Here is a 25,320-nt window from a genome sequence, read left to right on the forward strand (position 1 = left end):
CTAAGGGCGGTCGGTGTCGGCCAGCGCCGCGGTGAGGACGTGGCCGATCCGTGCCAGCGCGGATTCGGAGGTCATCCGCCAGTGCGAGGCGTGCACCGCGTGGTTGTGCACGGTGCCGTCCACGGCGTCCGCCCAGCTCGCGGCGCCCGCGGCACCGGTCGGATCGTCCAGCGCGGCGGTGAAGTACACGAGGTTGCCCTTGTAGGGGCGGGGGCGGTAGCGCCGGATCAACTCCAGTGACCCGGCGCCCGCGCCGAGCACACGGTCGAGGCGGTCGGCGCCGAACGAGGCGAACGGCTCGGGCAGGTCCGCGAGCAGGCGCGCGAGCCGAGGCGGGTCGAGTTCGGCGTCCTCGTCGTCGGCCGCTTCGCCGAGCAACCCGCCGAGCAGATCGGCGACCGGCAGCGCGATGGCCGCGTGCGCGGCGACCCGCAGCGAGCTGTCCATCATGGCCAGTACCGCGACCCGCTGGCCCTGCTCCTGGAGCCGCACCGCGACCGCGTGCGCGAGTACGCCGCCGAGCGACCAGCCGAGCAGGTGATACGGGCCCTCGGGCTGCACGGCGCGGATCTCGCGCACGTAGCGGCTCGCCCAGTCGTCGATGGACTCCGGCATGGCCTCCGAGTTGAGCACCGGCGACTGGATGCCGTACACGTCGCGCTCCGGGTCCAAGTGCGCCGCGAGGCCCGCGAACGACCACGCGACGCCGCCGGCCGGGTGGAGGCAGAACAGCGGCTCCCGCGCGCCGCCGGTGCGCAGCGGAAGCACGACGTCGAACGCGGCGGTCGCGTCCACCCGGCCGCGACCGGACCGGTGCTGCTCCAGCTGGGCGATCAGGCGGGCCGGTGTCGGCGCGGCGAACAGCCACAACACGGGAATCTGTTCGCCGAGCGCCGCGCTCAGCCGGACGGCCAGGCGGGTGGCCAGCAGCGAGTTGCCGCCGCGCTCGAAGAAATTGTCGTCCAGGCCGACCCGCTCGACGGCGAGTATCTCGGCGAAATCCGCGCACACGGCATGCTCCAAGTCGGTGCCGGGGGCGCGGAATTCCCGGGCCTGTGTCTCGGGTCGGGGCAAGGCGGAGCGGTCGACCTTGCCGTTCGCGGTGAGCGGCAACGTCGCCAACTGCCGCAGCACGGCGGGCACCATGTAGCTCGGCAGGATCTCGGCCAGCGCGGCGCGCAACGCGGCCGGGTCGAGCCGCTCTGCGGCGGTGAAATAGCCCGCCAGCACGGCGTTCGCGCCGTCGGTGTCGTAGGCGACGACAATCGCCTCGCCGATCTCGGGCCGCGAGCGCAGGGCATGCTCGATCTCCGCGAGTTCGATGCGGTAGCCGCGGATCTTCACCTGGAAGTCGCGCCGCTCGACGTACTCGAGGTGGCCCCCCGCGGACCAGCGCACCATGTCGCCGGTGCGGTACAGGCGACTGCCCGCGGGTCCGAACGGGTCGGCCACGAACCGCTCCGCGGTGAGCTCGGCGCTGCCGTGATAGCCGCGGGCCAATTGCGCGCCACCGAGATACAGCTCGCCGGTCACCCCGGCGGGCACCGGGTGCAGACGGTCGTCGAGCACGTAGACCCGGTTGCCGGATTCGGGTGTGCCGATGGGCACCAGCGCTTGCCGGTCGCCCGCGGCGGTGCGGAAGCGGGTCACCGACACCGCGGCTTCGGTGGGTCCGTAGAGGTTGTCGATCCTGGCCGCGGTGAGCGCCTGGACCCGCCGCACCGTCGCGGCGGGCAACGCCTCGCCGATGACCAGCAGTCGGCGCAGCGAACGCGGCAGGCGGCGCTCGCCGGACGCTTCGGCCAGCATCGCCAGCAGCGACGGCACCAGCGTCAGCGTCGTCACCGAGGCACGGCGCACCAGGTCGAGCAGCCCCGACGGATCGCGCTGCGCGCCCCGAGGTGCGAGCACGAGCCGCGCCCCGGCCCGCGGCGCCCACCAGTACTCCCACACCGACAGGTCGAACGCGGCCGAGGTCAGCACCAGCGCCGCGTCGTCTTGGCCGAGCGCGTATTCCGACTGCATCCAATCCAGCTGGTGCGCGACGGCGGCGTGCGGCATCGCCACGCCCTTCGGCGCGCCGGTGGAACCGGAGGTGAAGATGACATACGCGGTGTTCGTTGGCGACAGCGCGGCGATCCGTTCGTCGTCGCGCACCGGACCGTCGGCCACCGTGTCGGCGACGGTCGAGATATCCAGCACCACGCTGTGTTCCGACGCCGTCGCGGGCAGCATCGGCTCCCGCGCCGAAGTGAGCACCAGCCGCGGCGCTGCGGCGGCCAACACGCTCGCGGTGCGTTCCAGCGGATGCGCCGGGTCGAGCGGCACGTAGGCGCCACCGGCCGTCACCACCGCGTACATCGCGACGAGCAGGTCGACGCTGCGCGGAATAGCCAGCGCCACCAGCTTTTCCGGGCCGATGCCGCGCGCGATGAGCACCCGGGCCAGGCGATTGACCCGCGCGCCGAACTCCTGGTACGTGACCGTCGTGGCGTCGTCGACGATCGCGATGGCCTGCGGCGTCCTGGCCACCCTCGCCTCGAACGCGGCGGCCAGCGTGGCAGGCGTGCGGGCGCGCCCGGACTGGTTCCAGGTGACCAGCACGCGCTCGGTCTCCGCCGGGTCCAGCAGCGCGAGATCCCCGACCGGCAGTCGCGGGTCCGCGCACACCGCGCCCAGCAGCCGTTGCAGGCGAGTGGCGAAACCGGCCACCGTCGACTCGTCGAACAGGGCGGTGGCGTAGGTGATCGAAGCCGCCATGCCAGCCGGGGTTCCGTCGGAGCCGTAGCGATCGGTGACGATCAAATGCAGGTCGAACTGGGCGACTTCGGATTCGAAATCGGCGGCGGTGACGGTCAATCCGTCCAGCGAGAAATCGGCCTCCGCCTGGTTGTGGAAGGAGAAGCCGACCTGGAACAGCGGGTGACGAGCGGTGGAGCGCTCCGGGTTGAGCACCTCGACCAGACGCTCGAACGGCACGTCGGCGTGCGCGAAGGCCGCGACGTCGGCGGCGCGCACGCGCGCGAGCAGGTCGGTGAAGCCCTCGCCCGCGTCCACCCTGGCGCGCAGCACCAGCGTGTTGACGAACATGCCGACAACGTCGTCGAGTTCGGCGGCGCCGCGCCCGGCCACCGGGGTGCCCACCGCGATGTCCGAGGTGCCCGACAGGCGGGCGAGCAGCACCGTGAACGCCGTGTGCAACACCATGAACAGCGTGGCGCCGCAGGACCGGCCGAGATCGGCCAGCCGCGTGTGCACATCCGGGGTGATCGCGAAATCGACGTGCCTACCGCGCGTGGAGACGACCGCGGGACGCGGGCGATCGGTGGGCAGGCTCAGCTGCGCGGGCAGCTCGGCCAGCGTCTCGGTCCAGAATCGGATCTGCCGCGCCAGCAGCGAGGCGGGATCGTCCTCCGCGCCGAGCAGTTCACGCTGCCACACGCTGAAATCGGTGTACTGCACGGGAAGCGGTGCCCGGTCCGGTGCGACGCCGCGTTTGCGTGCTGCGTAGGCGGACATGACGTCGCGCGCCAGCGGCGCCAGCGACGAGCCGTCCGCGGCGATGTGGTGCACCACCACCACGAGCACGTGTTCGGTCCCCGCCGCGTCGCCGTCGACCGGCGCGAACAACCGGGCGCGGACCGGGACGGTCTCGGCGACGTCGAAGCCGCCGCCGACGAAATCGGCCACCGCCGCGGCCAGGTCGTCGGCCGGGACGGCGATGGGCGCGAGCACCGGGGTGGTGTCCGCGACGGGCAATACGACCTGCACCGGTCCGGACGCATGCAGCGGGTAGACGGTGCGCAGCACGTCGTGGCGAGCCACCACGTCCCCGATCGCGGCGTTCAACGCCGCCACGTCCAGCTCGCCGGTCAGGCGCACCGCCAGCGGGATGTTGTAGGCGGTGGACTGCCGATCGAGGCGGTTGAGGAACCACATGCGCTGCTGCGCGAGCGAGAGCGGCACGGGACCGGTCACCGCGCGCCGGGTGAGCGCGGGACGCGCGGACCCACCCGAGGCGTCGTCCAGCGCGCGGGCCAGCGCGGCGACGGTCGAGTGCTCGAACACCGCGCGGACGCCGACGGCGACCGAGAGCCGGTCACCGAGCCGCGCGGCCAGCTGGGTCGCGGTCAGCGAATTGCCGCCTCGGGCGAAGAAATCGTCGTCCAGGCCCACGCCGCCGTCGAGTCCGAGCACCTCCGCGACCGTGTGCGCCACCGCCCGCTCGGTCTCGGTACGCGGCGCACGGAACGGAGCAGCGCGAAACTCGGGCTGCGGCAATGCTCTACGGTCCAGCTTGCCGACCGGGGTCAGGGGCAGCTCGTCGAGCGCCAGCACGCGGCTCGGCACCATGTACGCGGCGAGCGAGCGCGCGGCATGAGCCAGCAGGTCGGCGGCGTCGATCGTGTGGCCCGCGGCCGCGACCACATAGGCGACCAGCGATACCGCACCCGAGGCATCGGTGTGGCCGACGGTGACGGCCGTGCGCACCGTCTCGTGCGCCGCGAGCGCGGCGTCGATCTCACCGAGTTCGATGCGCAGGCCGCGCACCTTCACCTGGTGGTCGGAACGCCCGACATAGCGCAGTGCGCCGGATCCGGTCCAGCGCACCAGATCACCGGTTCGGTACAGCCGTCCGCCCGCGGGACCGTAAGGGTCGGCGACGAACCGTGCGGCCGAAAGCCCTGGTCGCGCATGGTATCCCCGGGCCAGGCCTGGACCGCGCAGGTACAGCTCGCCGGTGACGCCGACCGGCACGGGCCGCAGCCTGCCGTCCAGCACCACCGCTGACATGCCGTGGATCAGCGTGCCCAGGTCGAGCGGGTCGCCGGGCCGCAGCGCGGCGCTGATCGTCGCGATGACGGTGGTCTCGGTCGGGCCGTAGGTGTTGTGGAACGACCGGCCGGGGGCCCAGCGGCGCACCGTGTCCGGGCCGTAGGACTCGCCGCCGACGGTGAGTTGCCGTAAGCAGTCCAGCTCGGCCGGGTCGAGCGTGGGCAGGACGGCCGGGGTGAGGAACGCGTGCGTCACCCGCCGGTCACGGATGAGCGCGGTGAGTTCCGCGCCGCCGTAGACGCCAGGGGGCGCGATCACCAACGCCGCGCCCGCGGACAGAGCCAGCAGCAGTTCCAGCATGGACGCGTCGAAGCTGGGCGAGGCCACGTGCAGCACGCGCGCGTCCGCGGTGACCAGGTACCGGTCCCGCTGGGCGAGGGCCACTCCGGCGAGGCCACCGTGCGTGGCGACCACGCCCTTGGGCGTCCCGGTCGAGCCGGAGGTGTAGATCATCCAGGCCGGGTTCGCGCACCGCACGGGACGGACGAGTTCGGCGGGGTCGATCGGCGCCGTGCTGTTGCGGCGCATCCGCGCGGCCGTGGACGGGGCGTCCAGCACCAGCCAGTCGACGGCACCGGGCAGCGCCGCGCGGCAGGTGGCGATCGTCAGGCCCAGCGCCGCACCGGAATCGGTCAGCATGTGCGCGATCCGCTCGGCCGGATAGGTCGGGTCGACCGGAACGAACGCGGCGCCGGTCTTGGCCACCGCCCACACCGCGAGCACGGAGGTGATCGAGCGCGGCGCCGCGACGGCCACCACGTCCTCCGCGCCGAGACCGTGGCCGATGAGCATGCGCGCCAGCCGCGACGACTGCTCGTCCAGCATCCGGTAGGTCAGCTGCCGTTCGCCGCCGACCAGTGCGACCGCGCCGGGGTCGAACGCGACGGCGGCGGCCATCAGTTCGGCCAGCGTGCGCGCCGGCGCCGGCGCGTCGCCCCGGCGGCCGAGCAGGTCGGCGCGTTCGGCGGGGGCGAGTAGATCGGCGGCGGCGATCGGCGCGTCCGGTCGCGAGATGAGCGTGCCGAGCAGCCTGCCGAAGCGGCGCAGCAGAGCGCGCGCGGTGGCGGCGTCGAAGAGGTCTGTGGCGTAGTCCAGTTCGACCGCGAGGTGGCCGTCGGCGTCGGGCTCGGCGGCGACGGTGAATTGCAGGTCGAAACGCGCCACCTGTTCGTCGAACGCGACGGCGGTGAGTTCGAGACCGGGCACGGTGAAGGCGTCGGCGGCGGTGTTCGGGTAGCTCAGCGCCACGGTGAACAGCGGATGCCGATCCTGGGAACGCTCGACGCCGAGTTCGTCGACCACCCGATCGAACGGCACGCTCGCGTGCTCGAACGCCGTGAGATCGACGGCCCTGACCCGGGCGAGCAGGTCGGTGAAGGACTCGTCGGCGTGCACTTCGGCGCGCAGCACCACGGTGTTGACGAACATGCCGACCAGGTCGTCCAGGGCCGCCGCGCCGCGTCCGGCCACCGGGGTGCCGATCGGGACGTCGCCGGAACCCGACAACCGGGACAGCAGGACGGCGAGAGCGGCGTGCACCACCATGAACGGCGTCGCGTCGTGGCGCAGCGCCAGTTCACGGACCCGCGCCGCGATCCCGTCGCCGATCCTGGCCCGCACGCTGGCGCCGCGCTTGCTCGCGACGGCGGGACGCGAACGGTCGGCGGGCAGCTCCAGCTCGCCCGGCAGATCGCGCAGCGTCTCCGCCCAATACGAGAGTTGGTGCGCGGCAGTGGTTTCCAGCTGAGCGTCCTGCCACAGGGCGTAGTCGGCGTACTGGGCGGCGAGCGCGGGCCAGACCGGTTCGGCGCCGAGGACGCGGGAGAGATAGGCCGTCAGCAGATCGCGCAGCAACGGGCTCATCGAATAACCGTCGGCCGCGATGTGGTGCACCACCGCGACCAGCACGTGGCTGGTGGCGTGCTCCCGCAGCAGCACCGCGCGCACCGGAACGGCGGCGGTGACGTCGAAACCGGCGTCGAGGAACTCGGCGATCCGGTCGTCGGCGGCGCGACCGTCCAGCGCTTCGACCGTCAAGCGCACCGAAGCGCCGTCCGCGGGCAGGATCACCTGATGACCCGCGCCGGTCGCGTCGGCCGGATACACCGTGCGCAAGGTCTCGTGCCTGGCCACGACGTCGGCGAACGCGGCGATCATGGCGTCGGTGTTCAGCTCTCCCTCTATGCGCAGCGCGACCGGGATGTTGTGCGCGGCGGACGCCGGATCGAGCCGGTTGAGGAACCACATGCCACGCTGGACCGGCGCGAGCGGAATCCGTTCCGGTCGCGGTCCGGCGACCAAGGGCACCACCTGTTCGGTCGCGGCGGCCTCCGCGGTGAGCAGCGCGGCCAGCGCGCCTATCGTCGGCGCTTCGAACAGCAGCCGCACCGGGACGCAGCGACCGAGCCGGTCGGCCAGCCGGGCCGCGACGCGGGTGGCGCTGAGCGAGTTGCCGCCGAGGGCGAAGAAGTGGTCGTCGACGCCGATCGGCCCATCGCCCAGCACCGTTTCGAAGGCCTCGACCACAACGCGCTCGGCCAGGGTGACGGGGGCGAGATAGGCGGCGCGGTCGAAAACCGGATCCGGCAGCGCTTTCCGGTCCAGTTTGCCGGAGGCGTTGAGCGGGAAGGCGTCGAGCGTGACCAGAGCCGAGGGGAGCATGTACGACGGCAGCGTGCGCGCGGCGGCGCGCAGCACCTCGGCATCCGCAGGCACCGCGCCCGGCTCGGTGGTGACGTAACCGACCAGGTGATCGTCGCCGGTGACGGTGGTGACCACCCGGGCCGCCGCCTGCGCCACCCCGGGGGCGGCCGCGAGCGCGGCCTCGATCTCGCCGAGCTCGACGCGCTGGCCGCGGAACTTCACCTGGAAGTCGGTGCGGCCCAGGTACACCAATTCGGCGGTGTTCCCTCGGGTCTCCCAGCGCACCAGGTCGCCGGTGCGGTACATCCGCAGCCCCGGCGCGCCGAACGGATCGGCCACGAACCGGTCCGCGGTGAGATCCGGCCTGCCGTGATAGCCGCGCGCGAGCTGGACGCCCGCGAGATACAGTTCGCCCGCGACGCCGGGCAGCGTCGGGCGCAGCCGCGAATCCAGCACGTAGACGCGGCTGTTCCATTCCGGATTGCCGATCGGCAGCGCGGTGCGGTCGCTCTCGCCCGTCACGTCGCGGTGGGTGATGCTCACCGCCGCTTCGGTGGGGCCGTACAGGTTGTGCACCCGTGCGGCGCTCACCGCGCCGAATGCCCGCACGGTCTCGGCGGGCAGCGCCTCGCCGATCACGAACACCGTGCGCAGCGACGCGAGTGCGGCGCCGCGCCCTGCGGCGGCGACGTGCCCGGCGAAGACGCTCAGCATCGACGGCACGAAATCGGTGACGGTGACTTGCCTTTCGGCGATCACGCCGGTGAGATAGGCCGGGTCGCGATGGCCGTCCGCAGCCGCCAGCACGAGGGTGGCGCCGACCCGCAGCGGCAGGAAGTAGCCCCACAGCGACACGTCGAACGTGGTCGCCGTCTTCTGCAGGTAGACGTCCTCGGCGGTGAGACCGTACCGCGACTGCATCCAGGTCATCTGGTTGACGATCGCGGCGTGCGACACGCTGACGCCCTTGGGTTTCCCGGTGGAGCCGCTGGTGAAGATCACGTACGCCGGGCTGCCCGGGTGGATCGGCGCGCGACGTTCGTCGGCCGCGATCGGGTCGTCGGCGTAACCGTCCAGCGCGACGGCGTCGACCAGGACGGTGGCGACGGAATCGCCGAGGTCGATCCGGTCGGCCGCCGTGGTGAGCACGGCCACGGGCGCGGCGGTGTCGAGGATGTGGGCGATGCGCCGCGCGGGGTGGTCCGGGTCGATCGGCACATACGCCCCGCCCGCCTTGAGCACCGCGTACATCGCGACCACCAGCTCCGGTGAGCGCCGGATCGCCAGCGCCACCAGCGCTTCCGGGCCGACGCCCGCCGCGATCAGGTGGCGGGCCAGCTGGTTGGCGCGCCGGTCCAGCTCGCCGTAGGTCACGGTGACGGGAGGCATCGCGCTGTCGGGCACGAACACCAGCGCGGGGTCGTCGGGCGTCGCGGCGGCCTGCGCCTCGAATTCGTCGAGCAGCAGTTCGTCGGCCAGGGCGGTGTGCGTGGAGTCGTTCCACTCGGTGACCACGCGGCGCAGTTCGCCCGCGCCGAACAGGTCGATGTCGCCGACCACCTGTTCCGGGTCGGCGGTCACCGCGGCGAGCAGACGGGTGAAGCGCAAGCCGAACGTCGCCACGGTGTCGGCGTCGAACAAGTCGGTGGCGTAGGTGAAGCGCAGCGCGTCACCCGTGACGGTGAGCTGGAGGTCGAACGGCGTTGCCTCGTAGTCGAAGTCGTGCTCCGCCACGGCGACGCCTGCCATGTCCAGGGTGACCGGCCCGAGGTTCTGGAAGAACAGCGCGATCTGGAACAGCGGGTGCCTGGCCTGCGAACGCGGCGGGTCGAGCAGCTCGACCAGGCGCTCGAACGGTACGTCGGCATGGGCGAAGGCGTCCAGGTCGCGCTCGCGCACCCGGCGCAGCACGGCGGTGAAGGTGTCCGAGCCGGGGACCTGCGCGCGCAGCACCAGGGTATTGACGAACATGCCGACCAACTCGTCCAGCGCCGCGTCACCGCGGCCCGCGACGGGCGCGCCGATCGCGATGTCCTCCGTGCCGGACAGCCTGGCCAGCAGGGTGGCCAGCGCGGCGTGCACGACCATGAACGGTGTGGCCTCGTAGCGCGCGGCCACCTCGGCGATGCCCGCGCCTATCTCCTGCGGGAGAGCGACGGTCGTGCTCGCCGCCATGTGCGAGGCGACGGCGGGGCGCGGCCGGTCGGCGGGCAGGTCGAGCTGGGCGGGCAGAGCCCGCAGCGTCTCGCGCCAGTACGCGAGCTGGCGTGCGGCCACCGAGTCCGGGTCGTCCTCGGCGCCGAGCACCTCGCGCTGCCAGAGCGCGTAGTCGGCGTATTGCAGGTCGAGTTCGGTCCAGACCGGGGCGGTTCGCGTCGCGCGAGCCGCGTAGGCGGCGGCGAGATCGCGGGCCAGCGGGCCCATCGAGAAGCCGTCGGCCGCGATGTGGTGCACCACCAGCGCCAGCAGGTGGTCGCGATCGGACCGGGTCACCAGGCCGACGCGCAGCGGCACTTCGGCGGTCAGGTCGAACGGGGCGGCGACGAACTCCCGCAGCGCGCCCGTCGCTTCCAGCATTCGGATGACGGGTACCTGATCGGCGTCGAGGATGCGCTGGTACCCGACGCCCTCGTGGTCGGGGTACACGGTGCGCAGCGTTTCGTGCCTGCCGACCACGTCAGCGACGGCGCCGGCGAGGGTGTCCGGGTCCAGGTAGCCGGTGAGGCGGACCACCACCGCGATGTTGTGCACGGTTTCGGCGGGATCGAAGCGGTTGAGGAACCACATCCGCTGCTGCGCGGGCGAGAGCGGGATGCGCTCCGGGCGCGGCCGGGGCGCGAGCGCCGGTTTGGCGCCCGTCCCCGCGAGCCGTTCGGCCCGCGCGGCCAGCGCGGTCACGGTCGGCGCCTCGAACAGCAGGCGCACCGGGATCTCGGCGTCCAGTTCGGCGCCCAGCCGGGCGGCGACCCGGGTCGCGAGCAGCGAGTTTCCGCCGAGGGCGAAGAAATCGTCGTCCGCCCCCACGCGCTCGACGCCGAGCAGAGCCGCGACGATCCCCGCGACGGTCGCCTCGGTCCGAGTGGCCGGAGCTCGGTACCCCACGGTCGCGAACCGCGGCGCGGGCAGCGCGGCGCGGTCCAGCTTGCCGGAGGCGTTGACCGGGAACCGCTCGAGCAGGACGAACGAGGTGGGCACCATATACGCGGGCAGTTCGGCGCTCAGTGCGGCCCGCACGTCCTCGATGTCGATCGGGTGGCGGCGCGAGGCAACCAGGTAGGCGACCAGCTGAGCGCCCAACCGCTCGTCCGAACGGACCAGCACCACCGCCTGGGCAACCGCGTCCAGCGCCGACAGCGCCGACTCGATCTCGCCCGGCTCGATGCGCAGACCGCGCAGCTTCACCTGGAAGTCCGTGCGACCGAGATACTCCAGCTCACCCTTGCCGGTCCAGGAGACGAGGTCGCCGGTGCGGTACATCCGCGCCCCGGCGGGTCCGTACGGGTTGGCCACGAACCGGTCGGCGGTCAACTCCGGGCGCGCCACGTAACCCTGGGCCAGCTGTGCACCGGCGAGGTACAGCTCCCCCGGAACGCCGACCGGGACCGGCCGCATCCGGGCGTCCAGCACCAGCAGGCGGGTGTTGGCCACCGGTCTGCCGATCGGCACGGACACCAGGTCCTGATCGGTCACCTCGTGATAGGTGACGTCGACGGCGGCCTCGGTAGGGCCGTACAGGTTGTGCACCCGCGCTCCGATCACCTCTCGCGCCCGCTGCGCGGCAACCGCGGGCAATGCCTCGCCCGATGCGAAGACGTTGCGCAGCGTAATGCACTTTTCTGTGTGCGGATCCGCCAGGAAAACCGCCAGCATGGCGGGTACGAAGTGCACCGTCGTGACGCGTTGCTCGACGATCAGGCGGGCCAGATAGGCGGGGTCGCGATGCCCATCTGGACGTGCGACCACCAAGCGAGCGCCGAAAGCCAAGGGCCAGAAAAATTCCCAGACCGAGACGTCGAAGGTGGCGGGGGTCTTCTGCAGCACCACATCGTCCGCGACCAGCGGATAGGCCGACTGCATCCAGGTGAGGCGATTCACGATCGCCGCGTGGGTGACGGCCACGCCCTTCGGGCGACCGGTCGATCCTGAGGTGAAGATCACATACGCGGTGTGGCCAGGGGCGGGCGCACCGAGCCGGTCTCCGGCGGTGAGCGGATCGGCGGAGTATCGGGTCAGGTCGAGCCGGTCGACGCGGACCTGCCGCGCCGCGCCCGCGTCCAGGTCGAGGCCCGAGGTGAGCACGCACACCGGCCGGGCGGTCGACAGCACGTACTCCAGCCGCTCGGCCGGATGGTCGGGGTCGAGCGGGACGTACGCGCCGCCCGCGAGGGTGACCGCGTAGATGCCGACCACCAGATCCAGCGACCGTCGCATGCCGAGCGCGACCGGCGCGTCCGGGCCGACGCCCTGACCGACCAGCCAGCGCGCCAGCCGCCGCGCCCGCGCGGCGAACTCGGCGTAGGACAGGGTGCGCCCATCGACCGTGACCGCAGGCGCGTCCGGGGTCCTCGCGACCTGCGCCTCGAACAACGAGATCAGCGTGGCGGCCGGGTCGACGGGGACGGCGGTGTCGTTCCAGCGGTCGAGCACCAGTGCCCGTTCCGCGTCGTCCAGGATTTCGAGGTCGCCGACCCGCACCGAGGGGTCGGCCACCGCGGCCCGCAGCACGCGCGTGAAGCGCGCCCCGAACGTCTCGACGGTGGCTCGGTCGAACAGGTCGGTGGCATACCGCAGCACGCCGCGCAGCGCGTAACCGGTCGCGACGCGGTGTTCGGTCAGTTCCACCGCCAGGTCGAACTGCGCGACGCGGTTGTCCAGCGGATAGGCCGTCACCGTCAGGCCGGGCAGGCGCAGCACGGTGTCGTCGTGCTGTTCGAAGGTGAGCAGTGTCTGCACCAGCGGCGAATGAGACTGCGAGCGAATCGGGTTCAGCTCCTCGACCAAGCGCTCGAACGGCAGGTCGGCGTGGGCGAAGGCCCGCACGTCGATCTCCCGGACGCCGCCGAGAAAGGCGGCGAACGACGCGTCCGGCGTGATCGGCGTGCGCAGTACGAGGGTGTTGACGAACATGCCGACCATGTCGTCCAGCGCTTGTTCGCCCCGTCCCGCGACGGGGGTGCCGATGGCGACGTCGCCGACTCCGGCCAGCCGGGCGAGCAGCGCGGCGTAGGCGGCGTGCAACACCATGAACATCGAGACGCCGTGCCGCCGGGCGAGTTCCGCGATCGACCCGGTGAGGTCGGCGGGAATCGCGAAGTCGACGGTGGCGCCGCGCCCCGAGGCCACCGCCGGGCGAGGACGGTCGGCGGGCAGTTCCAGCACCGGGGCGAGTCCGTCGAGTTCCGAGCGCCAGTAGGCGATCTGGTTCGACACCGGCGAGTCCGGATCATCCGCGGAGCCGAGGGCCTCGCGCTGCCAGAGGGTGAAGTCCGCGTACTGCACGGGCAGCGGCGGCCACGACGGCCGCTCCCCCGCGACGCGCGCGGTATAGGCCGTCATGAGGTCGCGGGCCAGCGGTGCGGTGGAGACGCCGTCGGCGGCGATGTGATGGACCACCACGGCCAGCACATGTTCTTCGGGCGCGACGCGGAACAGGCTCGCCCGCACCGGGATACGACTGCGCAGATCGAAGCTCTCGCCGATCGACGCGAGCACCGCGTCCCGCAGGTTCGGCTCGGTCACCTCGATCGGATGCAGTGGCAGTTCGGGCACATCCGCGTCGGTGCGGACGACTTGGGCGGGGCCGTCCGCGTCGGCGGGGAAGACGGTGCGCAGCGATTCGTGCCGATCGATCACGTCGCGCACGGCCGCGCGCAATGCCGCGAGGTCCAACGCGCCGGTGAGCCGGATGGTGATCGGGATGTGATAGACCGCCGAATCCGGATCGAGCCGGTGCAGCAGCCACATCCGGGTCTGTGCCAGGGACAACGGGATCCGCTCCGGCCGTTCGCGGCGAACGAGCGCGGGCCGGGTGACGTCCGGCCGTTCCGATCCCGCCACTCGCAGGGCGAGTCCGGCCACGGTCGGCGCTTCGAAGACCTCGCGCACCGTCAGCGCGCACCCGAAGGCCGCGTTGACCCGGGCGACCAGCCGCATGGCCAGCAGCGAGTTGCCGCCGCGGGCGAAGAAGTCGTCGTCCGCGCCGATCCGCTCCGCGCCGGTCAGGTCGGCGACCAGGGTGGCGAGCACCGCCTCGGTCCCCTCCCGCGGTGCGCGGAAGTCTCCCGTGGCGCCGGTGAGCTCGACAGCGGGCAGCGCCGACCGATCGAGCTTGCCCACAGTGGTCAGTGGCATCTGGTCCAGCACGACGATGTGGGCGGGCACCATGTACGCGGGCAGTTGTGCCCGCGCGTCGTCGAGCACAGCATCGGGCGTCGGGTCGGCTCCGGTGACGTAACCGACCAGGCATTCCTGTCCAGAGTTGTCGCGAGCCACGAGCACCGCCGCGTTGGTCACGCCGGTCGCGGCGGCGAGGACGGACTCGATCTCGCCCAGCTCGATCCGCTGGCCGCGCAGCTTGACCTGCAAATCGTTGCGGCCCAGATACACCAGATCGCCGTCGCGGTTCCAGCGCACCAGGTCGCCGGTCCGGTACATCATGCGGCCGGGCACGCCGAACGGATCGGCGACGAACCGCTCGGCGGTAAGTCCGGGGCGGGCGTGATAGCCGCGCGCCAGCTGGTCGCCCGCGAGATACAGCTCGCCCGTGACGCCGATCGGCACCGGGCGCAACCGGTCGTCCAGCACATAGGCCCTGGTGTTCCAGCACGGACGGCCGATGGCGACGTCCCGCCCGGATTCGGCGTCGCTGTCGGTGAATTCGTGGTAGATCGCCGAAATCGCCGCCTCGGTCGGGCCGTAGGCGTTGTGCACCGCGCCGTCGAAGCTGCCGCGCAGCGCGGCGAGCAGGTCCGGGGTGAGCGCCTCGCCTCCGCAGTGCAGATGCCGGAACGACCGCAGCGCGTCGCCCATGCCCTCGCCGATCAGCGCGGCCAGCACCGAGGGCACGTACTCCGCGATGGTGATCCGGTGTTCGCGCAGCAGATCCGCGAAGTAGGCCAGGTCCAGGTGCCCGCCGGGCCGGGCAATCACCAGCGGCGCGCCGACGGCGATCGGCAGGAAGCATTCCCACACCGACACGTCGAAGGTCAGCGGGGCCCGTTGCAGGATGCGGTCGGACGCCGTGACCTGGTAACGGAATTCCAGCCAGCGCAGCTGGTTCATGATCGCGCGGTGGGTCACCGCGACGCCCTTCGGCCGCCCCGTGGAGCCGGAGGTGAACAGCACGTAGGCCGTGTTGTCCTGGCGCAGCGCGGTGATCCGCTCGGCGTCGGCCACCGGTCCGTCGGCGAAGTCATCGAGGTCGAGAGCGTCGAGCTCGAGCACGGGGACGCCGTCGAGCGGGCGCAGCGTCACGTCACCGGCGGTCAGCACCAACCGGGGCTCCGCGCTCGCGACGACCTGCGCCAGGCGTTCGGCCGGGTGCGCCGGATCGATCGGCAGATACGCCGCGCCCGCGCGCACGATCGCGTACATCGCCACGAGCATGTCGATCGAGCGCGCCGCGGCCAGGCCGACGATGTCCTCCGGGCCCACACCTGTCCGGATCAGCTTGCGGGCCAGACGGTTCACGCGAGAGGCGAACTCCGCGTAGGTCACCGCTTCGTTCTCATAACGCACGCCGACACGGTCGGGCGTGGCCGCGACACGGGCGGTGAGCAGGTCGTCCAGCGTCTCGGCGGGCAACGGGTGCGCGGTGGCGTTGCGATCCGACAGCAGCAGGCCGCGTTCGGCCACCGACATCAGCTCGACCGCGCCGACCCTGGTGCGGGCGTCGCGCACCATGGCGCGCAGCACGCGGTCGAAGGCGGCGAGGAACCCTGCGGCAGTCGGTTCGTCGAACAGGTCCAGCGCGTAGTGCAGGTGCACGTCGATGCCGGCGGGCGCGCCGTCAGCGGTGTAGCGGTCGGTCAGCGTCCAGTCCAGGTCGAGCTGGATCGGCGCCGCGCCGATCTCCAGCGCCGCGATGGCCAGCCGGTGCAGCCGGAACTCCGGCGCGGTCTGGTTCTGCAAGGTCAGCGCGACCTGGTACAGCGGAGCGTGCGCCTGTGAGCGAACCGGGTTCACCACCTCGACCAACTGCTCGAACGGCACCGCGGCGTGATCGAAGGCGGCCAGGTCGGCCGCGCGCACGGACGCCAGCAACTCGGCCAGAGTCGCGTCCGGGCGAACCTCGGTGCGCAGCACCAGCGTGTTGACGAACATGCCGACCAACTCGTCCAGCGCTTCCTCGCCGCGCCCGGCGACCGGCGCGCCGATCACGACGTCCTGGCCCGCGCCGTAACGGCTCAACAGCACGGCCAGCGCGGTGTGCAGCACCATGAACGGGGTCGCCCGGTGCGCGGCGGCCAGTTCCTGGATCCGCTCGTGCAGGGCGGCGTCCAGCCGTCCGGTCAGCGCGCCGCCCCGGTTGGTGGCGACCGCGGGGCGGGGCCGGTCGGACGGGAGTGTCAGCACCTCCGGCAGCCCGGCCAGCCGGTCGGTCCAGTAGGACAGCTGGCGTGCCAGCACCGAGGCCGGGTCGTCGGCGGAACCCAGCGCGGTGCGCTGCCAGATCGCGAAGTCGGCGTACTGCACCGGCAACGCTCCCGGCGCGGGAGCCGTGTCCGCGCACCGCGCGACGTAAGCGTTGGCCAAATCCCGGGTGAGCGGCGCGAACGACCAACCGTCCGCGGCGATGTGGTGCACGACGAACAGCAGGACGTGCACCTGGTGGCTGCCTGCCGCGGCGTCGTCCTCCACGCGCAGCAGGCGCACGCGCAGCGGGACCTCGGCGGTCACGTCGAACCCGGCTCGCGCGGCGGCGGCGACGAGTTCGGGCACCTGCGGCGCGGGAACCGGCCGTGCGACCAGCTCGACCAGCTTCGTCCCCGCGGGCAGCACCAGCTGCGTCGCACCGCCGTCCTGCTCGGGATAGATCGTGCGCAAGGTTTCGTGCCGGGCGATCACGTCGGCGATCGCCGCCTCCAGGGCGGGCACGTTCAGCGCTCCGGTGAGGCGCAGCGCGAACGGGATGTTGTACGCGCCGCTGGTGGTGTCGAACCGGTTCAGGAACCACATGCGCTGCTGGGCGATCGACAGCGGGATCGACCGGCCGCGCTCCTGCGGCGTGAGCGGCGGCAGCGCGACGGGCCCGATCTCGGCCGGAGCGTCGACCGTGATCCGCCGCGCCAGCGCCCGCACCGTGGGCGCGTCGAAGATCGTGCGCACCGCCACTTCCCCGCCGGTGGCTTTGCCAAGCCGCGCGGCGAGCTGGGTGGCGCTGAGCGAATTGCCGCCCAGGGCGAAGAAATCGTCCTCGGCGCCGACCTCGTCCACCCCGAGCAGAGCCGAGAATGTCTCGGCGACGAGTTCTTCCGCCGCACCGCTCGGCGCCTCGAACACCGTGCCGGCGATCACCGGCGCGGGCAGCGCCGATCGGTCCAGCTTCCCGGACGCGTTCACCGGGAACCGGTCCAGCACCACGAACGCCTGCGGCACCATGTAGCCCGGAAGCCGTTGGGCCACCGCGTCACGCACCGCCGCGATCTCGACCGGTCCGTCCGTCACCAAATAGGCGACCAGGCGCTCGCCCACGCCGCGATCGTCCCGGACCAGTACGGCGGCCTGGGTCACGGCGGGCGTCGCGAGCAGCCCCGACTCGATCTCGCCGAGTTCGACGCGCAAGCCGCGGATCTTGACCTGGAAGTCGTTGCGGCCGAGGAACTCCAGCTCTCCCGAAGCGTTCCACCGCACCGAGTCGCCGGTGCGGTACATCCGTTCACCGGGCGGGCCGAACGGGTCGGCGACGAACCGGTCGCCGGTGCGGCCGGGGCGGTCCAGATAGCCGCGCGCCAGTTGCACGCCCGCGAGATACAACTCCCCCGGCGCACCCGCAGGCACCGGCCGCAGTCGCGCGTCGAGCACATATGTTCTGGTGTTCCAGATCGGTTCGCCCATCGGCACGGTCTCGAAGTCGGTGTCACGCACCTCGTGGAAGGTCACCTCCACCGCGGCCTCCGTGGGGCCGTAGCCGTTGTGCACCCGCGCGCCGGTGAGTTCGCGCATCCGCTGGGCCACGCCGACGGGTAGCGCCTCGCCGGAGCAGAACACCTCACGCAGCGACGGCACGTCGAACTCGCCCGCCACGAAGACGGCCAGCATGGACGGCACGAAGTGCGCCGCGGTGACGCCCTCGGCGCGGATGAGGCGGGCCAGATACGCCGGGTCGCGATGCCCGTCCGGCCGCGCCAGCACCATGCGCGCGCCGACCTGCAACGGCCAGAAGAACTCCGGCACCGAGACGTCGAAGGTGGCGGGCGTCTTCTGCAACAGCACATCGCCCGGCCCGAGCGCGGCATACGCGGACTGCATCCAGCACAACCGGTTCACGATGCCGCGGTGGCTCATCGCGACACCCTTCGGCTTGCCCGTGGAGCCCGAGGTGAACAGCACGTAGGCGGTGTTCGCCGGGCGCAGCGGAGCGCGCCGGTCGGCGTCGGTGAGTGGGGTGTCCCGGTAACCGGACAGGTCCAGCCGGTCGATCCGCGTCTCGGGCACGCCGCAGCTCAGGTCCGCGCCTGCGGTCAGTACGCACACCGGCGCGGCGGTGGCCAGGATGTGGGCGGTGCGTTCGGCGGGGTGGTCGGGATCGAGTGGCACGTATCCGCCGCCCGCGACGGTGACCGCGTACATGCCCACCACCAGGTCGAGGGATCGGCGCATACCGAGCGCAACCAGCGTTTCCGGGCCGACGCCCTGTGCTACGAGCCACCGCGCCAGCCGGTTGACCCGCCCGGCGAATTCCGAATAAGTAAGCGTCGCGGAGCGACTCGTTGGGGGGTGATGGTCGGGTGACGGGTGGGCCAGCGTCGCGGAGCTACCCGCCGAGGGGTGGCCGGGTGACGGGTGGGCCAGCGCCGCAGAGCTACCCGCCGAGGAGTCGTGGCCGGGCAATAGCTGAGGCAGGACAGCGGAGCCACCCGCTGAGAGGTCCTGGTCGGGTGACGGGTGGGCCGGCGCCGCAGAGCCAGCCGCTGAGGAGCTGTGGTCCGGCGACGGGTAGGCCCGCGTCGTCTCCTCGAAGGTGACCGCGGGCGCGTCCGGTGTGCGTTCGACTTGCGCGGCGAACAGGGAGGCGAGCGTGTCGGATTCGGGGAACGGGCGGTCGGTGGCATTCCACACCCGCAACACCCGTGTGCGTTCGGCGTCCGAAAGCAGTTCGATGTCACCGATCCGCGCACCGGCGTCGACCGCGACGGCGGCGAGCATCCGCTGGAAGCGGTCGGCGAACGACTCGACGGTCGCGGCGTCGAACAGATCGGTCGCGTAGCGCAGGGTGCCCGACAGTCCCGCCGAATCCGCGCGCTCCGCCACCACCAGGTGCAGGTCGAATTTCGCTCCGTTGTCGGGGATCTCGACCGGGTGCACCGACAGCCACGGCACCTCCATGGCTTTCCCGCCGAATGCGGGCGTCGCGGTCTCGAAGCTGAACATCACCTGGAACAGCGGATGCGCGCCCGCGGAGCGATCCACCGCCATGACGTCCACCAGGCGCTCGAATGGCAGGTCGGCGTTGGCGAACGCGGCCAGATCGGCCTCGCGCACCTCGCTCAGCAGCGCGGCGAACGAGGCGTCGGCGGCTACTCGGGTGCGCAACGCCAGGGTGTTGACGAACATGCCGACGAGTGCGTCCAGCGCCAGCTCCCCGCGTCCGCCGACGGGCGAGCCGATCACGATGTCGGCGCTGCCGCTCAACCGGGCCAGGGTGGCGGCGAAGGCCGCGTGCAGCGTCATGAACAACGTCGCGCCGCCGCGCCGGGCCAGCGCGCGCAAGCCGGCGACGACCTCGGGCTCGATCACGAAATCGACGCCCGCTCCCTCGTGCGAGGGGATCGCGGGCCGTGGATGATCGACCGGGAGGGGCAGTTGCGCCGGCGCGCCGGTCAGCACGTCGCGCCAGAAGCGCAGCTGCTGGTAGGCGAGATCACCGGGGACGTCCTCGGCGCCGAGCAGGTCCCGATGCCAGAGGCTGTAGTCGGCGTACTGCACCGCCAGCGGCTCCCAGTCCGGCCGCCGCCCGGTCAGGCGCGCGAGGTAGGCCCCGACCAGGTCGGTGACCAGCGGGACCATCGACAAGGCGTCGGCGGCGATGTGGTGCACGACGAACACCAGCACGTATTCGTCGCCGGTGACGCCGCGCGCCTCGTCGACCCGCTCCACCGCGAGCAGCGCGACCCGGCAGGGCAACTCGGCGGTCACGTCGAACCCGGCGCCGACGATGCCTGCCACGGCATCCTCCAGTGCGGAGCGGTCGATCGGCACCGGATGCAGGCTCAGGCCGATGTCGGTGGCGTCGCGAACGGATTGGCAGGGGCCGTCGTCGGTTTCGGGGAAGGTGGTGCGCAGCGTCTCGTGCCGGGCGAGCACGTCGAGTACGGCGCGCTCCAGCGCCGTCACGTCGAGGCGGCCGGTCAGCCGCAGCACGATCGGCAGGTTGTAGACGCTGTCGGCGCCGTCCTGGCTCTCGACGCGGTTGAGGAACCACAGGCGCTGCTGCGCGGGCGAGAGCGGCACCCGCTCGGGCCGTGGACGGCGGACCAGTGGGAGTCGCGGCGCCCCTGCGGCGCCGAGCCGCTCGACGGCGGCGGCGAAGCCCTCCACCGTGGGCGCGTCGAACAGCGCGCGCACCGGAACGCGTACTCCCATCGCCTCACCCGTGCGGGCGCTGACCTGGGTGGCGTCCAGCGAGCTGCCGCCGAGAGCGAAGAAATCGTCGTCCAGCCCGGCCCGCTCGACCCGCAGCACCTCCGCGACCACCGCGGCGACCAGACGTTGCGCGGCGCTCACCGGCGGACGGAAGCGCTCGGCCGCGAGCACCGGGATCGGCAGGGCGGCGCGATCGAGCTTGCCGCTGGTGTTGCGGGGGAATTCGTTCAGCTCGACCACTGCGGTCGGCACCAAGTAGCTGGGAAGACGCTGAGCGACACACGATTTCACCGCGTCGAGATCGAGCGTCGCGCCGGGCGCTGCGATCACGTAGCCCGCCAGGAACTCCCCCGCCGGTCCGGTGACCAGCCGCGCCGCGGCCTGGCCGACCCCGGCCGCCGCCAGCAGCGCTGTCTCGATTTCGGCGAGTTCGACGCGCCGACCGCGGAACTTCACCTGGAAGTCGCTGCGGCCCAGATAGATCAGCTCGCCGTCGCGGCTCCAGCGCACCAGGTCGCCGGTGCGGTACATGCGGGCGCCCGGCGCACCGAAGGGATTGGCGACGAAACGATCGGCGGTGAGGTCGACGCGGCCGTGGTAGCCGCGCGCCAGCTGCGCTCCCGCCAGGTACAGCTCGCCCCGCACGCCGATCGGCGCGGGCCGCAACCGTCCGTCCAACACGTAGACCTGCGAGTTCCACTCCGGCTCGCCGATCGGCACTTGCGGCGAGTTCACCTCGGTGACCTCGCGGTTGGTGATGGACACCGCCGCCTCGGTGGGGCCGTAGAGGTTGTGCAGGCCCGCGTCGCACACCTGCCTGAAGGCGGCGACGGTCTCCGGCGGCAGCGCCTCGCCGATGACGAACACGTCGCGCAGCGAGTCGAGTTCGCCCGGCGCGGCGTGCGCGGCGAACACCGCGAGCATCGATGGCACGAAGTCGGTGAGCGTGACGCCATGGCGTGCGACGGTCTCGGCGAGATAGCGCGGATCGCGATGTCCGTCCGGTGCGGCCAGCAGCATGGTCGCGCCCGCTCGTAGCGGTAGGAAGTAGCCCCATAGCGAGACGTCGAAGGTGCTCGCGGTCTTCTGCAGGTAGACATCGCCGGTGCGCGGACGGTACTCCGCGTGCATCCAGGCCAGCTGGTTGGCGATGGCCTGATGACTGACCGCCACGCCCTTCGGCTTTCCGGTGGACCCGGAAGTGAAGATCACGTAGGCGGGATGCTGCGGGTGCAGCGCGCCGTGGCGTTCGCGGTCGCCGATCTTGCCGGAGGGGTAGGCGGAGAGATCGAGTTCATCCAGGTGATACACCGGAACGGAAACCTGCGCGGCGGCGTCGAAACCGCTATCGCTCGTGGTCAGGACGGCATGCGGTCGCGCGGTGTCGAGGATGTGGCCGATGCGTTCGGCGGGATGTCCTGGGTCCACCGGGACGTACGCGCCGCCCGCCCGCGCCACCGCGTACATGGCGACGACCAGTTCCACCGAGCGCGGCAGGGCCAGCACGACCAGCGCTTCCGGACCGACGCCGAGCCCGATCAGCATCCTCGCCAGCCGGTCGGCGCGGTCGGACAGCTCGGCGTAGGTCAGCCGCTCGCCGTCGGTGACCACCGCGACGGCATCCGGGGTACGGCGCACCTGCGCGTCGAAACCCTCGTGCAGGAACCGATCGGGCACTCGGTGCCCGCTGGCGTTCCAGCTCGCGGTGACATAGTCCAGCTCGCCCGCGTCGAGCAGCGGGAGATCCCCGACCGGTGCGTCCGGGTCGTCCACCGCCGCGCGCAACAGCCGGACGAACTTCGCGGCGAACTCCCGCACCGTCGCGGCGTCGAACAGGTCGGTGGCGTAGGTGAATTCGGCGCGGTAGCTGTCGGCGGCTTCGGACACCGTGAGCTGGAGGTCGAACTTCGCGAAACCGGAGTCGAAGTCGACCTGCTCGGTGTCGAGACCGGGCATGGTCAGCGCGATCGGCCCGATGTTCTGCATGAACAGCGCGACCTGGAACAGCGGATGCCTGGCGGCCGAACGCGGCGGGTTCAGCGCCTCCACCAACTGCTCGAACGGGATGTCGGCGTGCGCGAAGGCGCGCAGGTCGCGGTCGGCGGCGTGCGCCACCAAGTCGGCGAAACCGCTCGCGGCGTCCACTTCGGTGCGCAGCACGAGGGTGTTGACGAACATGCCGACCACGTCGTCGAGTACGGCCTCGCCCCGGCCCGCGACCGGTGTGCCGATAGCGATGTCCTGGGTGCCGGACAACCGGGCCAGCAGGGCGGCCAGCGCCGCGTGCAGCACCATGAACGGCGTCGCGCGAACGCGCGCGGCGATCGCCTCGACGGCGGAGCGCAGCGCGGCGTCGACGGCGAACTCGTAGGTGGCGCCCTGGTACGAGGGCGCGGCCGGACGCGGCCGATCGGCGGGCAGATCCAATTGCGCTGGCAGCTCGGCCAACTCGGCGCGCCAGAAGGCGAGCTGGCGCGCCGCCACGGAATCCGCGTCGGTCTCCGCACCGAGGACCCGTTGCTGCCACAGCGCGTAGTCCGCGTACTGCACGGCCAGCGGAGTCCACCCCGGCCCGCGACCGTCGCGCCGCGCGGCATAGGCCGTGGCCAGGTCGCGCATCAGGGGCACGAGCGAGACGCCGTCGGCCGCGATGTGGTGGACGACGAGCACGAGCGTGTGGTCCTCGGGTTCGCAGCGCAGCAGGCGCACCCGCACCGGGATCTCCTCCGCCACGTCGAAGCCCTGGCTCGCCGCCCGGCGGATCGCCGCGGCCAACCGCTCCCGCGGCACTTCGGCGGGCGTCAGGTCGAACACCGCGTGTACGCGTCGCACCGATTGCGCAGGCCCGTCGGCGGTCTGCGGATACACGGTGCGCAGCACTTCGTGCCTGGCCACCAGATCGGTGACCGCCGCCGACAGCGCGGCGACGTCCAGCGGGCCGCGCAGGCGCAGCGCCACCGGGATGTTGTCCACGGCGGCGGCGCCCAGCTCGCGGGCCTGATCGGTGTCGGCGCCGAATCGGTTGAGGAACCACATGCGTCGCTGCGCGGGCGAGAGCGGAACATGCTCCGGGCGCGGACCGGCCACCAGCGGCGGACGCGCCGCGGCCGGGCGCGCCGACGCGACCACCGCGGCCGCGGTGGGACGAGCGAAGAAATCGCGCACGTCCACGGTCGCGCCGATGGCCGCGGCGATCCGGGCGATGGCTCGGGTGGCGAGCAGCGAATTGCCGCCCAGCGCGAAGAAGTCGTCGTCCGCGCCCACGCGCGGCACGTCCAGCAGTTCGGCGAAAATCGCGGCGACCGCCGTCTCCGCCTCGGTCTCCGGCGCCCGATAAGCCGTCGTCCCGGAATCGAATTTCGGCTCAGGAAGCGCTCTGCGGTCCAGCTTGCCATTGGCGTTCAACGGCATCGCCGCCAGCGCGACGAGCAGCGTCGGCACCATGTACTCGGGCAGCTCGCGGCGGACGGAGTCCAGTACCTCGGCGGTCTCGACAGCGTCGCCGACCACGTAGCCGACCAGATGATCGCCGCTCGCGTGCCGGTGCAGCACCACGGCGGCCTGGGTGACGCGCGGGTGGCGCAGCAGCGCCGCCTCGATTTCGCCGAGTTCGATCCGCAGGCCGCGCAACTTCACCTGGAAGTCCGTGCGGCCCAGATACTCCAGCTCCTCCGGCCCGCCCTCCACCCCGGGCGCCCAGCGCACCAGGTCGCCGGTGCGGTACATCCGCTCCCCGGCCGGTCCCTCGGGGTTCGCCACGAATCGCTCGGCGGTCAGGCCTGGCCGGGCGACATAACCGCGGGCCAATTGCACGCCTGCCAGGTACAGCTCGCCGACGACGCCGCGCGCCACCGGACGCAGGCTGTCGTCGAGCACCAGCAACTCGGTGTCGTCGGCGGCGACGCCGATCGGCACGCCCGCCACGTCCGCGCCGGTCACCTCGTGCGCGGTCACGTCGACCGCCGCCTCGGTGGGCCCGTACAGGTTGTGCAGCGTCGCCCCGCAGACGTCGCGGAAGGCCGCGGCGGTGGCGGCCGCAAGCGCCTCACCCGAGGCGAAGACCAGCCGCAGCGAGTCCACCGCGACCGACTCGGCGACGAAGACCGCGAGCATGGACGGCACGAAATGCGCCACCGTGACCCCGTTTTCGGCGATCGCACGCGCCAAGTACGCCGGGTCCCGATGACCGTACGGCTCCGCGACGACCAGCCGGGCGCCGACCTGCAACGGCCAGAAGAACTCCCACACCGACACGTCGAAGGTGAACGGCGTCTTCTGCAACACCACGTCGTCGGCACACAGCCGGTACATCCGTTGCCGCCACCGCAGATTCGCCACGATCGCGCGGTGCGACACGGCGACGCCCTTCGGCCTGCCGGTCGAGCCGGACGTGAAGATCACGTAGGCGAGGTCGTCGGCCGACCGGGCGACCGCGGGAGCTTCCGGTGTGGGCGAGCCCACGAATTCGTCGATCCGCAGCGTCGCGACCGCACCGCCGAAGTCGGGCTCGTCACGCAGGGTGGTCAGCACGAGCACCGGCTCGGCGACCGCGAGCACGTAGCCGATGCGGTCGGCCGGATGGTCCGGGTCGATCGGCAGGTACGCGCCGCCCGCCCGCAGGATCGCGTACATGCCGACCAGCAGGTCGATCGAGCGCCGCACGGCCAAGCCCACCAGCGAGTTCCGCCGCACGCCGAGTTCGACCAAGTGGTGGGCCAGCGCGTTGACTCGGCCGTCGAATTCGGCGTAGGTGAGGGTGATTCCCGCGTATTCGACGGCGATCGCGTCCGGAGTCCGCCACACCTGCTCCTCGAACAGGCTCACCAATGTCTCGACGGGCGCGGTGGTGGTCGCCGGAAGGTCGGGCGCGGCCGCGAGCGCGTCGACGAGCAGTGCGTCCAGCACCGCGCCGAGCGCGCCGTCACCGGATTCCAGCAGCGCGGGCAGTCGACCGGAGACCACCACCGGAACCAGCGCCTCCGCGCCCACCCCCGCGCCCATGGCTTCGGACAGGGCCGCGAGTTCGTCGGCCAGCGC

At 72.1% G+C, this 25,320-nt stretch carries 1 protein-coding gene (running past one end of the window); it reads right to left on the reverse strand.

Going from position 1 to position 25,320, the window contains the following annotated elements:
- Window positions 1-25,320: the 3' portion of a non-ribosomal peptide synthase/polyketide synthase gene (locus tag ACIHAX_RS00210; protein WP_397275010.1), read on the reverse strand. It continues 129 nt past the right edge of the window; only the last 25,320 of its 25,449 coding nucleotides appear in the window; its start codon lies beyond the right edge, outside the window; the stop codon is at window positions 1-3.

It is taken from the genome of Nocardia sp. NPDC051929 (assembly GCF_044548645.1).
Classification (GTDB): Bacteria; Actinomycetota; Actinomycetes; order Mycobacteriales; family Mycobacteriaceae; genus Nocardia; species Nocardia sichangensis.